The 14,971-nt window shown below is 66.0% G+C and carries 13 protein-coding genes and 1 pseudogene; 8 read left to right on the plus strand and 6 right to left on the minus strand.

Annotated features, from left to right (window positions below):
- The first annotated feature begins 1 nt into the window (after position 1).
- From ABZ664_RS06435 to ABZ664_RS06450, 4 genes are all read left to right on the plus strand, one after another.
- Positions 2-2,410 carry a right-handed parallel beta-helix repeat-containing protein gene (locus ABZ664_RS06435; protein ID WP_362503860.1) on the plus strand — a complete coding sequence of 803 codons (2,409 nt, stop codon included), beginning with the start codon at positions 2-4 and terminating at the stop codon, positions 2,408-2,410.
- 134 nt (positions 2,411-2,544) lie between these two features.
- Positions 2,545-4,365, plus strand: a complete 1,821-nt coding sequence (locus ABZ664_RS06440; protein WP_362503863.1) for a right-handed parallel beta-helix repeat-containing protein — start codon at positions 2,545-2,547, stop codon at positions 4,363-4,365.
- A gap of 3 nt (positions 4,366-4,368) precedes the next feature.
- Entirely contained in the window at positions 4,369-5,541 is a 1,173-nt protein-coding gene (locus ABZ664_RS06445) for a right-handed parallel beta-helix repeat-containing protein (RefSeq protein WP_362503866.1), read from the plus strand.
- Between the two features lie 38 nt (positions 5,542-5,579).
- A complete protein-coding gene (locus ABZ664_RS06450; RefSeq protein WP_362503869.1) occupies positions 5,580-6,911 on the plus strand; it encodes a UDP-glucose/GDP-mannose dehydrogenase family protein in 1,332 nt (443 codons plus the stop codon).
- Between the two features lie 25 nt (positions 6,912-6,936).
- Here ABZ664_RS06450 and ABZ664_RS06455 read toward each other — a convergent pair whose 3' ends face one another.
- The 4 genes from ABZ664_RS06455 to ABZ664_RS06470 form a co-directional block, all read right to left on the minus strand.
- Positions 6,937-7,566 carry a pyridoxamine 5'-phosphate oxidase family protein gene (locus ABZ664_RS06455; RefSeq protein WP_362503872.1) on the minus strand — a complete coding sequence of 210 codons (630 nt, stop codon included), beginning with the start codon at positions 7,564-7,566 and terminating at the stop codon, positions 6,937-6,939.
- A gap of 507 nt (positions 7,567-8,073) precedes the next feature.
- Entirely contained in the window at positions 8,074-8,436 is a 363-nt protein-coding gene (locus ABZ664_RS06460; protein ID WP_362503875.1) for a hypothetical protein, read from the minus strand.
- 539 nt (positions 8,437-8,975) lie between these two features.
- Positions 8,976-9,224, minus strand: coding sequence for a hypothetical protein (locus ABZ664_RS06465; protein WP_362503878.1), 249 nt, complete (start codon positions 9,222-9,224; stop codon positions 8,976-8,978).
- Between the two features lie 73 nt (positions 9,225-9,297).
- Positions 9,298-10,020 carry an HAD family hydrolase gene (locus ABZ664_RS06470; RefSeq protein ID WP_362503881.1) on the minus strand — a complete coding sequence of 241 codons (723 nt, stop codon included), beginning with the start codon at positions 10,018-10,020 and terminating at the stop codon, positions 9,298-9,300.
- A gap of 387 nt (positions 10,021-10,407) precedes the next feature.
- Between ABZ664_RS06470 and ABZ664_RS06475 the strand changes: the two genes are divergently transcribed.
- The 4 genes and pseudogenes from ABZ664_RS06475 (at position 10,408) to ABZ664_RS06490 (ending at position 12,132) form a co-directional block, all read left to right on the plus strand.
- Positions 10,408-10,770, plus strand: a complete 363-nt coding sequence (locus ABZ664_RS06475) for a hypothetical protein (protein ID WP_362503885.1) — start codon at positions 10,408-10,410, stop codon at positions 10,768-10,770.
- 211 nt (positions 10,771-10,981) lie between these two features.
- Positions 10,982-11,359, plus strand: coding sequence for a transposase (locus ABZ664_RS06480; protein WP_362503888.1), 378 nt, complete (start codon positions 10,982-10,984; stop codon positions 11,357-11,359).
- Positions 11,307-11,642 (plus strand): annotated as a pseudogene (locus tag ABZ664_RS06485) (IS3 family transposase); the annotation flags it as partial. The gene ABZ664_RS06480 and the pseudogene ABZ664_RS06485, both read left to right, overlap by 53 nt.
- Positions 11,581-12,132 (plus strand): DDE-type integrase/transposase/recombinase, encoded by a 552-nt coding sequence (locus ABZ664_RS06490; protein ID WP_362503891.1) that lies wholly within the window; start codon positions 11,581-11,583, stop codon positions 12,130-12,132. The pseudogene ABZ664_RS06485 and the gene ABZ664_RS06490, both read left to right, overlap by 62 nt.
- On the opposite strand, the gene ABZ664_RS06495 is transcribed toward ABZ664_RS06490, so the two are convergent.
- Entirely contained in the window at positions 12,122-12,640 is a 519-nt protein-coding gene (locus ABZ664_RS06495) for an SSI family serine proteinase inhibitor (RefSeq protein ID WP_362503894.1), read from the minus strand. The two genes, ABZ664_RS06490 and ABZ664_RS06495, sit on opposite strands and share 11 nt — an antisense overlap.
- A gap of 1,153 nt (positions 12,641-13,793) precedes the next feature.
- Positions 13,794-14,621 (minus strand): DUF4231 domain-containing protein, encoded by an 828-nt coding sequence (locus ABZ664_RS06500; protein ID WP_362503896.1) that lies wholly within the window; start codon positions 14,619-14,621, stop codon positions 13,794-13,796.
- Positions 14,622-14,971 lie beyond the last annotated feature (350 nt).

Genomic DNA, 14,971 nt, shown 5'->3' on the forward strand with positions numbered 1-14,971 from the left:
GATGGAACGTTCCATTACCGTGCTGCTCGGCACGGTGGCACTGGCGGTCGGCCTGGGAGGCGGACCTGCCGTCGCCCTCTCCTCTCCCACCCCAGGGGGGAATTCCGAGGCGGTCTCGGGGCCCAGCGCGTCTCCGACGGGCAGCGCGCGCCCGGACGACAACCCGTTCCTCGACGACCCGTCGCCCGAGCCCAAGCCCTCCGCGGAGGACGACTCCCCTCCGAAGGCCACCCGGACTCCCACTGCCAAACCGAGGCCGACGGCGACCAGAACCCAGACCACCGACCCTGCCACGGGAGACGGCTCGGAGCCGACGTCCGCTCCCACCTCGACGGCCGGCCCCGCTCCGACCTCCGGTCCGGCCCCGACCTCCGCGACGGACGACCCCGACCTGGAGGAGACCCCGGCCCTGGTCGAAGACGCGATCATGGCGGACGACGCGACCCTGGAGGCCGGCACCCTCACGGCGCAAGGCGCCGAGGCGCAGGCGACCCTGGTGGACGTCGAGGACCAGCGGATCATCCAGACTCGCGCCGCGCTCACGGCCATGCTGCAGAGCGGTGGCATCGTGGCCGCCCAGCGCAAGCAGCCCCAGATCTTCGTGTCGGCGCACGGCAGGACGCTGGTGCTGCCCGCGCGCAACACCGAGGCCCCGTACACCCTCAAGGATCTGGCGGCCGTCGAGAAGGGCCGGTACCTACGACGACTGAAGGACGGTTCCTACCTGCTCGGCGTCCACGTCTTCGTGGCCGACGGGGCGCGCCTGCAGTTGCGCGGCCCGCTGACACTGCGGATGGGCAGCCTGCCGGGTTCGTTCAGCTCGATCATCACGTTCGGCGGCGGCATCGAGATCAAGGGCACCGCCAAGAGGCCGGTGCGGATCACCAGCTGGGACGTGCGGACCCAGAAGTCGGACATGACCACGACCGACGGCCGCGCCTACATCCGGGCGGTCGGCGGTGAGTTCGAGATGACCCACACCCAGGTCTCCCACCTGGGATTCTGGAGCGGCCGTACCGGGGGCATCGCGCTCACCGGCACCGAGCGGCCGGCCAGTGTCTACCGGCACCGGACAAAGGAACAGCGTCACCAGGACAAGCGGGAACGGCTGGCGAACACCAAGCAGGGCGAGCGGGGTGGGAGCAACTTCGGCGACGTGGAGACCATTCCGATCGGTCCGGGCACCGCCTCGCACGTGCTCGCCGACGAGCTGGTCTCCGGATCGATCAAGAACAGCGTCATCACCGGCGACGCCTACGGCGTCTTCGTCTCCGGCTCGAACCAGACACAGATCATCGACAACAGGATCGTCGACAGCCTGGTGCACGGCGTGTTCATGCACCGGTTCGCCAAGAACGCGACGATCGAGAAGACCGAGGTGATCGGCAGCGGCGGCGACGGTTTCGTGCTGTCACGGGCGACCGAGAAGGTGAAGGTCGTCGACTGCCTGGCCGAGCGGAACAGGCGCAACGGCTTCACGCTCAACGGACGGCCGCTCGCGAGCGGTCCGTCCGCGAGCGGCGAGTCGCTCGCCGTCTACGGTGACAGTTCGGTCAGCAACAGCACCGCCCGCGACAACGGAAGGTACGGCGTCGAGGTGCTCGGCGGCAGCCGGCTGGCCGTGCAGACCAGCGAGATCATCGGCGGTGACATGGGAATCGTGGTGCGCGAGGGCGCCAGCGGTGTGCAGATCTCCGGCAACAGGCTGACCGGCCAGCGCCGCCAGGCGATCGCGCTGCGCGACAGGGCGACCGGCGCACATGTGGCCGGCAACACGATCGCCGGGACCGTCACCGGGATCTATCTCCGCGACTCCGCCGGAATGATCATCGGAAACAAGATCACAACCCTGTCGCACCCCAAGGCCCACGGGATCACCGTGGTCGGCGACGCGGCAGGTTCCGAGATCACCCGCAACACCGTCATCGGTTCGGGGACGAGCGCGATCAGCGTCGCACGGGCCGCCGACACGGTGAACAAGCACAACAACGACGAGGACCAGTGGAACGACACGTCGTCGTTCTGGGTCAAGGCCAAACGCTTCGTCAAGCCCATGAACGTGATCTGGGCCGCGGTCATCCTCCTGGTGATCGTGTCGGCGATCCGATCCCGCGGTGTCGTGGAACGGAGGCAACGCCGCAGGGAGATCCGCAACCCCTACGAGCAGCAGCGACTGCTCGCCGAAGGGCGGTTCCAGGTGCTGCGCCATGCCGCCATGCCCGCGCCGGACCACCCGGTGCCCGCCGACGGACGTCCTTCACGGCGCCGGCGGCCGTCCTCGCCGCACCCCGACTCGATCCCCGTGGCGGGCCTCTCCATGGGCGGCCCCTCCATCGGCGGTCCCTCCGTGGGCGGCGCTCCCGTGGGCGGCCCCTCCATGGGCGGCGCTCCCGTGGGAGGCAGGGGATGAGCCGGCCGCCCCGGAGGAGGAGCCGTACCCTCCCCATCGTCCTGGCACTGTGCCTGTCCGCGGCCGGTACCTGGACATACCTCTCCTACCTCGATCGCCCCGCGCCACCTCCCGGCGTGAATGAGGTGCCCCAAGTGGAGGCACAACAGCAGTCGGCCCTGGTCGACCAGGAGGATCTGCGGATCATGCAGACCCGCGCGACGCTGACCTCGGCGATGGCACGCGGCGGCCCCGCCGCCGCGAGATCCCGCGTGCCGCACATCTCCAGTTCGGCCAACGGCCAGACGCTCGTGCTACCGCAGCGCCGCGAACCGTACCGGGTCGCGGACCTGGAACGCCTGGGCCAGGAGCACTTCCAGAAGCAGTCGGACGGCTCCTACGTGCTCGGCATCAACCTGTTCGCCGGTCCGGGGGCCAAAGTCGTGCTCCAGAACGCGACCGGCCCCCTGGTGATCCGGATGCGCAGCGACCCGGGTGCCTTCGTGTCGATCGTGAGCTTCGGCGCGAACATCAAAATCAACGGTTCGGCACGAAACCCGGTGCGAATCACCAGCTGGAACGCGCACGACAGGACGGCCGACACCAAGGTCTCCGACGGACGCGCCTACCTGCGCGTGATCGGCGGGGAACTCAAGATGAGCCACGCGACGGTGGAGCATCTCGGATTCTGGAGCGGCCCGACCGGCGGGCTCGCGTTGACCGGCAGTGACCGGCCGACCACGAACGCCGATCTGGTGACCGTTCCCGCCTTCCTCCCCCGGTCGTCGCCCACCTCCTCGCCGAACCCCACCTCCCAGCCGAAGCCGGCCTCCTCCCAGCAGCGGGCGCTCCTGCCCAACGGCCTCCTCGTGCCGAGCAGGGGCAGCGGTAACGAGGTCGAGATCACCAACGGAGCCGGCCGGGGCAGGGTCGCCTACCGGCTGCCCGAGGCCAACCTGGTCACCGGCGACATCACCGACACCAAGGTCACCGGCAACGCGTACGGAATCTTCATCACGGCCTCCAACGAGACCCGGATCATCAACGTCTCGGTCACCGGGAGCCTGGTCCACGGGATCCTGCTGCACCGGTTCGCGCGCAACGCCACCATCGAGAACACCACCGTGACCGGCAGCAGGGGTGACGGATTCGTCCTGTCCAGGGGCACGCAGAACGTCACGATCACCGGTTCGGGAGCCGAGCGCAACAACGGCAACGGCTTCACCATCAGCGGCCTGCCGCTGGCCCGGGGGCCGTCGGCGTCCGGGGAGTCGCTGCGCAGCTTCGGTGGCAGCTCGGTGACCAGCAGCACGGCGCGGGACAACGGCCGCTACGGCGTGGAGATCCAGGGCGGCGTCAAGCTCGTCGTACAGACCACCGAGGTGATCGGCGGGGAGATGGGCATCGTGGTGAGCGAGGACGCCACCGGGGTCCGGGTCTCCGGCAACCGTCTCACCGGCCAGCGCAGCCAGGGAATCGCGCTGCGCGGCGGGGTACGGGGGGCCCGGATCAGCGGCAACATCGTGCGGGACACCCAGACCGCGATCTACCTCCGGGACTCCGAGGCCACCATCTCCGCCAACACGGTCGAGTCCGCCTCGCTGCACGCGATCTCGCTGCTCGGCGCGGCCGAGGGTACCAAGATCACCGGGAACACCCTGGGCGGTGCCGGCCGCAGCGCGCTCGACACCGGCCGGGCGAAGGGAGCCACGACCATCGCGCAGAACAACACCACCGGCTGGCAGGACACGGCCGGCTTCTGGACGATGGTCAAGCGGATCGCCAAGCCGATGAACCTGATCTGGCTGGGGGTCATCTCCCTGATCGTGCTCTCGGCGCTCCGGGCACTACGCGGCGACGGCCCGCGGGCCGGCCGGCGGTTCGTCCACCCATACGAGAAGCAGACACTGCTGGAAGAGCGACCGGCCAGGCTCCTGCGGACCGCCGCCCCCCAGACTCCAGCCGAGAGAAGTTGAGCGATGCGCCTGGACATTGACAGGAAGACCCTGGTGGGGATGCTCGCCGGGGCGGTCATCACGGTGATCGTCGTAGTGCTGCTGCGCGGGCTGTTCGGCGGTACGGAGGAGCCGGGCACCGCGATCGAGGACATCCGGCCGAAAAGCGCGGACGCGCCGGCCTCCCAGCAGGAGGACGACACCACGCGGGCGGAGGACGACGTGAACGAGGACAGGGGCGAGGACGCCGAGGAGTTCGTCGCGTCGCAGGAGCCGCCCGACATCGCGGTCCCCCTCGGGAAAGGGCTGGTCGAGTGCCCCGAGGCCACGGTGACCGTCGCGGACGCCACCGGACTCGCCGAGGCCCTGGAGGCGGTCGAGCCGGGCGCGGTGATCAGGCTGGAGCCCGGTGTCTACAGCGGCCGGTTCGTGGCGGCGGTCTCCGGGACGGAGGCCGAACCGATCTTCGTCTGCGGCCCGCCCGAGGCGATCATCGACGGCGGCGGGATCAAGAAGGGCTACGCCTTCCACCTCAACGAGGTCGATCACTGGCGGCTGGTCGGCTTCACCGTCCGCAACAGCCAGAAGGGAGTGATGGCCGACCGTACCGGCAACACGATCATCCAGCAGCTGACCGTCCACCACATCGGGGACGAGGCGATTCACCTGCGCAACTTCAGCAGCGACAACACCGTCCAGTACTGCATGATCTACGCGACCGGCCTGCGCCGGGAGAAGTTCGGCGAGGGCGTCTACCTCGGCACCGCGGAGAGCAACTGGGCGGCCTTCTCCGGCGGGCAGATGGACCGCAGCGATCGCAACACCGTACGCGGCAACGTCATCCGGGCCACCGCCGAGGCGATCGACATCAAGGAGGGCACCTCCGACGGCCACATCGTCGACAACATCTTCGACGGTTCCAAGCTCGGCGGTCACAAGCACAACGATTCCTGGGTCGACGTCAAGGGCAACGGCTATCTCATCCGCGGTAACACCGGTAGCCAGAGCAACGGGGACGGATTCCAGACCCACAAGATCGTAAATGGCTGGGGCACCGGAAACGTGTTCCAGGCCAACACCATCGATCTTGGTGGTTCAGGCGGCTTCGGCATCAACGACACGGTCGGCGGAAACACGATCACCTGCGACAACAAGGTCACCGGCGGAGCCCTCTCCAAGGCCGACGACTGTTCCTGAACAAGAGCCGAAGACAAGTAGTAGATAGGACGACGGATATGGGCGAAGCCGAGCTCCCCCGATTGACCGTGATCGGAACCGGCTATCTCGGCGCGACGCACGCGGTTTGCATGGCGTCGCTGGGGTACGACGTGGTCGGCCTCGACGTGGACAGCAAGAAAATCGAAAAACTACAGGCCGGGGAAGTACCTTTCTTCGAACCCGGCCTGCCCGAGTTACTGGGCAAGGTCCTGGAGTCGGGCCGGCTCCGGTTCACCACCTCCTACGCGGAGGCCGCCGAGCACGGCGACGTCCACTTCGTCTGCGTCGGCACCCCCCAGCAGCCCGGCTCGGACGCCTGCGACCTGACCTACGTCGACGCCGCCGTACGCGACCTGGCCGCCCACCTGACCCGGCGCTGCCTGGTGGTCGGCAAGTCGACCGTCCCGGTGAACACCGCCGCCCGCCTGGCCGGCCTGCTGCGCGAGCTGGCCCCCGCGGGAGAGGAGGTGGAGCTGGCCTGGAACCCTGAGTTCCTGCGGGAGGGCTTCGCCGTCGACGACACCCTCAAGCCCGACCGGCTCGTGTTCGGCGTCACCTCCGACTGGGCGCGCGAACGCCTCACCGCGGCGTTCCAGCCGATCCTCGACCTCGGTACCCCGGTGGTCGTCACCGACCTGGCCACCGCTGAGCTGGTCAAGGTGGCCGCCAACTCGTTCCTGGCCACCAAGATCTCCTACATCAACGCGATGGCCGAGGTCTGCGAGGCCACCGGGGCCGACGTCCGCGACCTGGCCAAGGCCCTCGCCCATGACGACCGGATCGGCGGCCGGTTCCTCCAGCCCGGCCTCGGCTTCGGCGGCGGCTGCCTGCCCAAGGACATCCGCGCCTTCGCGCACCGGGCCGAGGAGATCGGCGTCGGCCAGGCCGTGTCCTTCCTCCGTGAGGTCGACGCGATCAACCGGCGCCGCCGTTCCCGGACCATCGACCTGGTCAGGGAACTGCTCGACGGCCGGCTCGACGGCAAGAGGATCGCCTGCCTGGGCGCGGCCTTCAAACCCAACTCCGACGACATCAGGGACGCCCCCGCACTGGACGTGGCCAGGACCATGCACGGCCTGGGCGCCAACGTCCGGGTGTACGACCCGGCCGCGATGGACAACGCGCGCCGTACCTATCCGGAACTCAGGTACGGCACGAGCGCGCTGGACGTGGCCCGTGACGCGGACGTGGTCGTCCTGCTCACCGAGTGGGCCGAGTTCCGCGAGATCGAGCCCTCGGCACTGGCGAGCGTGGTCAAGCACCCCCGGATCGTGGACGGCAGGCACGCGCTCGACGCGGACACCTGGCGTGCGGCGGGCTGGGAATACCGGGCACTGGGCTGCCCCTGACCACTCGCCCACCTCGCCCGCCCGCTCAGCGGTACATCCCCTCCGCGTAGGAGGGGCCGTAGTAGCGCTCCAGTTCCTCGATCGGCTCCCCCTGCCGTTCCAGCGCCTGGGCGATGCGCGCCCGCGAGGGCAGGACCTGCGGGTTCCAGCTCTCCGGGCGCCACAGTTCCGAGCGGAGGAAAGCCTTGGCGCAGTGGTGGAAGATCTGCTCGATCTCGACCACGATCGCGAGCGACGGCCGGTGCCCCTTGACCACCATCCGGTCGAAGAAGGGGGCCTCGCGCACCAGGCGTGCCCTGCCGTTGACACGCAGGGTGTCGCCGCGGCCGGGGACGAAGTAGATCAGGCCGACGTGCGGATTTCGCAGGATGTTGTGGAATCCGTCCGCCCTGCGATTGCCCGGCCGCTCGGGAACCGCGATCGTGGAGTCGTCCAGGACCAGCGTGAATCCTGGCGGGTCACCCTTGGGTGATACGTCACAGCTACCGTCGGTGTCCGAGGTCGCGATGAGGCAGAACGGCGAGGCTGCCAGCCAGGCACGGTCCAGTTCGTGCAGGCTCTTCCGCTCCTTCGTCAGCACGGCCGGTTTGGGGGGGCCAAGCACCTCCCGCAACTCGTCCGCCGACTCGATCGATTCCCAGCCCTCGGCCCCCATGATTCCCCTTCGATGATCCGTTTCTTCGCGGAGGGCGTGTGGTCACCGACCTGGCAGGTAAAGCCGTTCACACCGCAGACCATGAACCTACGCCCTCATGGAGCATAGGCCCATGGAAACGCATTGGGAAAGATCAGTCATAGAGCATCGTTAACGGCCGGACATACGAGAAGAGCCTCCTCACCGTGTTTCCGCCGGCGAGGGAGCTCTTTCTACTGGCGTGGCAGGTGCGGAACTTGAATCTACGCAGGCCGAGCCGACGATTTTACAGGCCGTTCCCGACGACAGGCGAAGAATGACCTCTGGGTGACGTCCGGGTTTTAGTGCTCAAGGGTTGACGAGATCCCGTCCGATCACCTCGATCGGGCGGGATCTCCCTGTTCCTCCGGAACCCTGGGCAACGGGCGGCAAACTCCGGCGGTCTCCTCGTGATGGTGGATACGCTCATCAGGTTCACCCGCCACACAGCGGGCGGGGCGCGGCGAGATTCAGCAGCACCTCATGAAGCTAGCTGTCGCACACCTTGGAAATGCGCTTCCCGGTCTTGGCGTCCGTACACGTCTTGCACGTGCGGTTCGGGCTGGTCGTGGTCGGGTCCTTGGTGGTCACGCATTCGACCTCGGTCGACTTCTCGGACTCGCCGCGCTTCCGCTCACAGTACTGCTTCTTGTATCCACTGCCTTTCTTGCCGCGGCAGTAGTAGCACCTCCTCTCTCCCTCATCGAGCCATTTACATTTCGGGGCCTGCGAGACGGAGTGATTGGTGGACGAGACGACGGTGCCGACGCTTCCAGACTGCGCCTGCGAGGGAATCGAAGGGGCGAGGGCGGCAGCCACGAGAGCGCTGACAACACAGGCTTCCTTGAGCACGGTTCCTCCCAAGGTTCGCGTTCCTCTGACCCTCCCATCATGAACCCCCCTCTCTGAGAGGCGTCAAGGCAGGCGCTGAACTTATTTCTCGATCGCCGCGTACGCATTTTCACGACTAAACGTACGCGGTCAATTTACTTTCGATCCTGCGACCATTCCCGGAAGACTCCTTTACGTTCTCATGATTTTCTTTCCATATGGCCCTTACATTTTTCGGTCTCGATGATGCTTCTCTCCGGCGCCGGTGTGACGCCGATCCAGCGCCTGCCGCACATCCTCGAACAGGTCCGGCGAGTCGGCGGGAAACCACGGCCGACGAGATCGCGGTGATCGCCACGCCGCGCCACAGCCGCGGATGCGCCGCTCGCCCTGCCGCGCGAGTCTTCGCACAGCCGGTCCTTCTGTGATCCGCGCAGGCCGATCACGGGGTTGGTGATCACCGCGAGCCAGGACCCGTCGTCCAGGTCACGCAGCCGGCACGGGCGCGGCCCGGCCCGCACCCGCCACAGCAGCTGGGCGCCGCTACGGCGGGCCTGACCTCAGGCGTAGAAGCTGCAGAAACCGCGATCGACGAGCAGGGGCATGTCCTCCTCCAGCCGCTCGGACAGGGAATAGGCCAGGGTCTGTTCACCGTCCCAGCAGCCCGACACATCCGCCGCGACGATCGCGTGGCCGGCGCACTCGCCGATGACCACGACTCGGGCCTGCGGGAACGCGCTCTCATACCCACCCACGCTGTCCTTGGGAAACTCTTCAAGGTTCGCCGGAGTGCCGGGTAGGTCGAGCACGAACCCGTCGATCGCCGTCAACCGCCGTCGGCCGAGCCGCGTTTCGCCATGGGTGGCATGGTGCCAATAGAACTCAGCCCGTGAGCGCGGCCGGGAGTTCGTCGAGGGAGTGGATGACTCGAACGCCGCTACCGATGGCCGTGCGAGCGCTGATGTTCGCCCGGTCGAGCCAGTAGGCGTGCAGCCCTGCTTCGTGGGCTCCCACCGCGTCCAGCGCGTACTTGTCTCCGACGTAGGCCACTTCATGCGGCTGGAGGCCGAGGGAGGTGCAGCCGGCGACGAAGATGCTCGACGCGGGCTTGGCCGCACCGTGCTGCTCAGAGCAAACAAGCGTGTCGCCGAAGTAAGGCAGGAGGCCAAGGACGTCGAGCTTGTGACGCTGGTGATCGGCGGATGAATTGGAGACGACGCCGAGGCGGTAGTCGGGTGCGAGTTTCCTGAGGACTGGCTCGGCGTCGGGAAATGCCGCCCAGGCGGCCCTGCGGTGAACCTGGTATCCGGCGAACCAGGCGGAGGCCTCCTGGTCCGACAGGCCGGCGTGCGCGACCTGCCCGATGTGGGAGAGGAATTCCCTGGTGCGTTCGAGCTGCTGTTCGGTGAAGGTGAGCTCGCCGTTCAGAAAGCGGGCATACTGCCTCTCCATGACATCCCGCCAGAGCGCGAGCGCCGTGATGGAGTCGGGGAACCTCTCAAGCAGTCCTTCGGCCCGCAGGTGGGTGAGCACGCCGACTTCTTCCGAGGCCGAGTAGTCGAACAGGGTGTCGTCCACGTCGAAAAGCACACCCTGGATCGGCATGAGGCTGTCCCTAAGATCGATTTGTCTGGAGTAAGTCGCTCTGGATGCCCAGGACGACGGGGTGCGGCTGATGAGGTGTTGCCGGGGTCCGGCGTGGCCGAGCATTCCACGGCTACGCCGACCGCGCCGCCGTACCCGTTCCTCCGCACGCCGACGGGCGTGCGACGCGGGCGCCGGTCCCGACCGGCGGCGCCCCAGGCCGTAACCGCCCCACACACCCGTCGTACCCACCCCACCCGCCGACCATCGGCGCCCCGCCGCCCATACTCGGTTTGGACGCCGGATCATTACAGCAGCCTGAGGTTGTGGCTCGTAGAAGCGCTCCACCGGGGCTACGTTCTGAGTGACGACAGGACCTTTGGCCAAAAGACAGATGCCTTTCCTTGGATGGCGCTGATGGATCATGACGACGGTACGGTGTTCGTGCTCTTGAGAGGGCGCCGTCCGATCGCGGAGCTCCAGGTGCTGAGGGATGACTTTCCCCGCACGTGGTGCCGGATACATCCCCTGCCGGAGTTCGAGGAGATACGGCCCCTCCTGGCGGAGGGGTGGGAGGCGATTCACGGTCGTGGCGGCCTGTGGCCGATCGTGCGGGTGAAGCTGCTGCGCCTGCGTTTGCGCCCCGATTACGGCGGTCCGCTGATCAGGAAGGTGCTGCTGATCCCCGATGGCGATCAGGTAGTCCTGCGGTACCGCTACGGGCGGCTAGCCACGTGGCGTCTGCTACGTCAGCGGCGCCGCGCTATGTAGTGATCAGATGGGTTACCTACCATGGGGATGGGCCCGTCCGGTCCAGTGTCTTGGGACGTCTGGGTTCGAACCCGGCACTCGCCTCTGATGATCACCCCGGAGCCGGAGTGCCCCTTCGGAAGCGTGGCCTTCCGTTGGATGGCAGTGCTACTTCAGCGGTGACCTGGGATTCCCCTCATAGCGTGGAGACCGAACCGGGAAAGGTTTGGTCGTGGCAGGTATCACGAGGCGTCGTTTTGATCCAGAGTTCCGAGCCGGGGCGGTGCGGATCGTCAAGGAGACCGGCAAGCCCGTCGCGCACGTCGCGTACGTCGCGCGAGACCTTGGTATCAACGAGTACACGTTGCACAACTGGGTGCAGATGGACCGGCTCGCGGCAGAGCAAGCCGGCGGGGACGGTGGAGGCGGGAAGCTGAAGGAGTCGGCGGAGGAGGAGTTGGCGCGGCTGCGGCGCGAGAAGGCCGAGCTGGTCAAACAGCACGCCAAGGAGAAGGCGGGCTGGGAGAAGGAGCGCGCGGAGTTGGAGGACGAGCGTGATGTCCTCAAGCGCTCGGTGGTCTTGGGGGTCAAAGAGGCGATGGGCCGGTGAGCGTGGCGGCCTTCATCAGCTCCCAGAAGACCGATCACGGCATCGACCACGTCACCTCCTGCCGGGCATTGGGGTGTCGCAGTCCTGGTTCTACAAGTGGAAGAACCGTATCGGCCAGGACGTCACGACTGCCCGGGAACGCCGACGGGCCGACCTGAACGCGGAGATCACCCGCCTGTTCGAGGCGTCGGGCGGCACCTACGGCTCGCCGCGTATCACCCGTGACCTGCACGAGGCGGGCTGGCGGGTGTCGGAGAACACCGTCGCGGCGCGGATGGCCGAGCTCGGCCTGGCCCGGCCGGAAACGCCGCAAGCCTCGGTCGCTGACTCTCCAGGGCAAGCGGCCTGCCGCGCCGGTTTTGGTCCGGCGGAAGTTCACCGCGGTCGCGCCGGACGTACCGTGGTGCGGCGATGTGACGCAGATCGATACCGGCGAGGGCAAGCTGTACCTGGCCACGGTCGAGGACCTGTTCTCCCGCCGGCTGCTCGGCTACGCCATGTCCGCCCACCATGATGCCGCGCTGACCAGCGCTTCGCTGCAGATGGCAGCGGCCACGCGCGGCGGCGACGTGGACGGGGTGATCTTCCACTCGGACCGCGGGTCGGAGTACACCGCAGCCCGCTACCAGGACCTATGTCGGCGCCTGGGCGTGGTGCAGTCGATGGGCCGGGTCGGCTGCGCGCTCGACAATGCCGCCGCCGAGGCGTTCAACAGCACCCTCAAGGCGGCAGCGCCCCGCGCCGCCGCCCGCTGCTCGCACATCAGAAACTAGCCACCGGCCCCAACGCACTCATCAACTGGCACGTGTTCCCGAAGGTGTGAGATGACAAGGCGAAGCGCCCATCCCACACGCCGACCGCCGAGATCGTCACCGGATCATACTGAAAGCTGCAGTTCGTCCTCGGGGAAGGCTGGAACTTGCCCATGTCGCCGGATATGGGGGCCATAGCCGCACACGCTTCCCGTGTTTTGGGGTGCGTCCCCCCGGCGAGTGGCGCACACTGCAACACCACCGATCGAGCAGCTGGCAAGATAACCGGCCCCTGAGCGATCGTCAGCACCAACGCCCGAGCCGATGGGCCAACCGCAGGCGTACCCGCTGCACCTGATGGCGGTTCGCTCAGCGAATCAGCACTTGCGGGCAGTACCCCAGCCCCTACCAGCAGACCAAACAGAACCGCGCCGGAGAACACACACTTCGTAGGCCGCTTATCCACATCATCCCCTACCTCGTATCCAACTTTCCAAGCGTGACCAGGCGCGACGCAGAAACCAAGCATCGGTCTCAGTAGCACAAGTCAAAATTTTTCGTGGTCAAGTAAAATGGGGGCGGCAGCGCTCCGCGCCGCAGCCCCGGGGCGTGCCCGCCCCCGCCGGGCAGACATCGGGGCCGGACATGCGGCGTGGACACCGGTCCCGCCCCGCGCCCGCCCAGCAGGAACGAGCAGACCCCGCGGCCCACCGCACCAGCCGCCCGCCGCACCGAACAAATCGCCGACCGTCAACGCGCAGCCGCCCCAGGCCCAGGACTCGCGATGACGTATCGATCCCCTGATGGTTAACGCCCGACGCTGGGCCGCACCGCCGCCCAGGGGCGAGAGCTTCGACTGACCGGCCCAACCTCTTCGAGGCCCTTCGGGTGCTTCGCATTGCGCCGGCTGCTCGCTCTCTGGTCTGGGATCTCGTCCGACTTCAACCAGATGCCTCCGGCGGGGGTACTCGGCTCCGGGATGATCGACGTTGCACCACGAAGGCCGCAAGTGGTTGAGGTGGAAGCCGGATCTCACGGGAAATGGCGGGGACTCACGGGGACTCACGGGGAGTCGTAGATCAGAAATGAAGAAGCCCCCGCACCGCGTTTCCGCTGGTGAAGGGGCCTTTTCTGCTGGTGTGGCAGGTGCAGGACTTGAACCTGCGTAGGCTGAGCCGACGGTTTTACAGCGGGCCGGTGATTGATGCACCAGATCACCCCTGAGCAGGCGATACAGCCTCAGCATTCGTCTTGGCGCATACAGCCATCCCGCATATATCCCGCAGCGGCGGCCAACCTCGTTACCCAGTGGGCTGGGGCTGAGGAACGAAGCCCTGGCCCGTCGATCGCCCCCAGCTCGGTACGGCGACCAGCCGCCCTCAGGCGATCGTGAGAGTGATGACACCCCACTAGCGATTTTCGGGGGTGCTATGTTCCAGGCGGCGGCAGAGCCTCTCGCTAGGGAAGAAGCACCTCCCCAAGATTGCCCCTTTCATATCCATAACGGCTACCGATCAATCTCGGCATGCCCGGTCCATTCTCGCGGCCCCCTTGTCTGGTCAAGGCAGCAAAAAGACTCAGAGATTTTCGGGATGATGCGACTCACTAAAGGAGCGCACCCCCTATACGATATTCAAATATCACCGCGATCACACCTCTAAGAAGAGGGATAGATGTGGTAACTAGCTAGAATTTTTATCGGTAGATTCCTCTAGTTGCAATTCCCGTTTGCGTTGCTCATCCTTCAATTCTTCCATATTTTTGGCAAATCTCTTTAGTATAAGCGGCTCATCTTCTTCGTCATACTCGTCAATCTGCAGCTCAACAGCTTTCAGGTGTCTCTTCATTGCGTCAGCTGTCTGTTGCTGAGTCGTGCGACGCTCACGAAACTTGAAAAACCCGGCGGCCGCTGCAGCGACGCTAACCAGACCGCTAGAGATGGCCGTGACAAGGCGGACTATGGGCTGATCACCGCCTCCTACTGCAATACCGGCAAGACTCGTAGAGACTACAGAACCAAGGATAACTATCCACTGCAGGATGTTGGCATAACGTTGATTGCGCCGAGCATGTCGGCTCAGTTCCTCAATGTCATTGGAAGCTATGAGGCGATAGATTCGAAGAGCCGAGAGGGGATTAGCTTCCTCACTCGCGGCCAAGTGGAGTTGTTCGGTCTCATACGTCCGAAGGGTATGTATATTTTCAGATATCTGAGGGCGGAGCTTGATCAGATAACCAGCAGCAAACGCTGTAGAGACGGCGGCAGCGGCAAACCCTATAAGAGTGAAAGGCGTCCGGTAATTGGTCCAGATACCAATAAACATGGCGCTGCCAAGAAATACAGCAGCCACCAAGCTTGCGATAAGCCATATAGCTTGAAGAAGTCTGGTGGTTCGAAGATTACGCAGAGTGGACTGCTGCTGTACTATCTTTCGCGCAGATTCACGCTTCTCGCTATCGAGATCTTCATCTGGAATGTTGCTACCGCGAGCTGGCTCGATATCACTCAATGGCTTCCCTAATTCCAAGATCTTTGTGCACGAATCTTTTGTAGTGCACCTAACAGGTGTATCGTTGTACGACTCACGTTCGTAACAGGTTTAGCCACATTGTTATCTACTGCGCGGGCTGAGCACGGCCGTGCGCGAGAGCGGCCCCCAGGCCGCACGCGCAGCGTGCGGCCGAGCGCAGGGCCGCGCTGGCGGCGCAACGCGCCGCCGCTTGATACTCACAAGAACAATTCGGCAACTGTTGCCCGCGCAGTGTGTGCAACTGACGTTGATCGTTTACGCCTGGGTCTGAGTCTTCTGCTTAAGGCGTTCGTAGGGGGTCTGGCCGTCGAGGCCGCCATGGGGTCGAT

It is taken from the genome of Streptosporangium sp. NPDC006930 (assembly GCF_040635605.1).
Lineage (GTDB): Bacteria > Actinomycetota > Actinomycetes > Streptosporangiales > Streptosporangiaceae > Streptosporangium.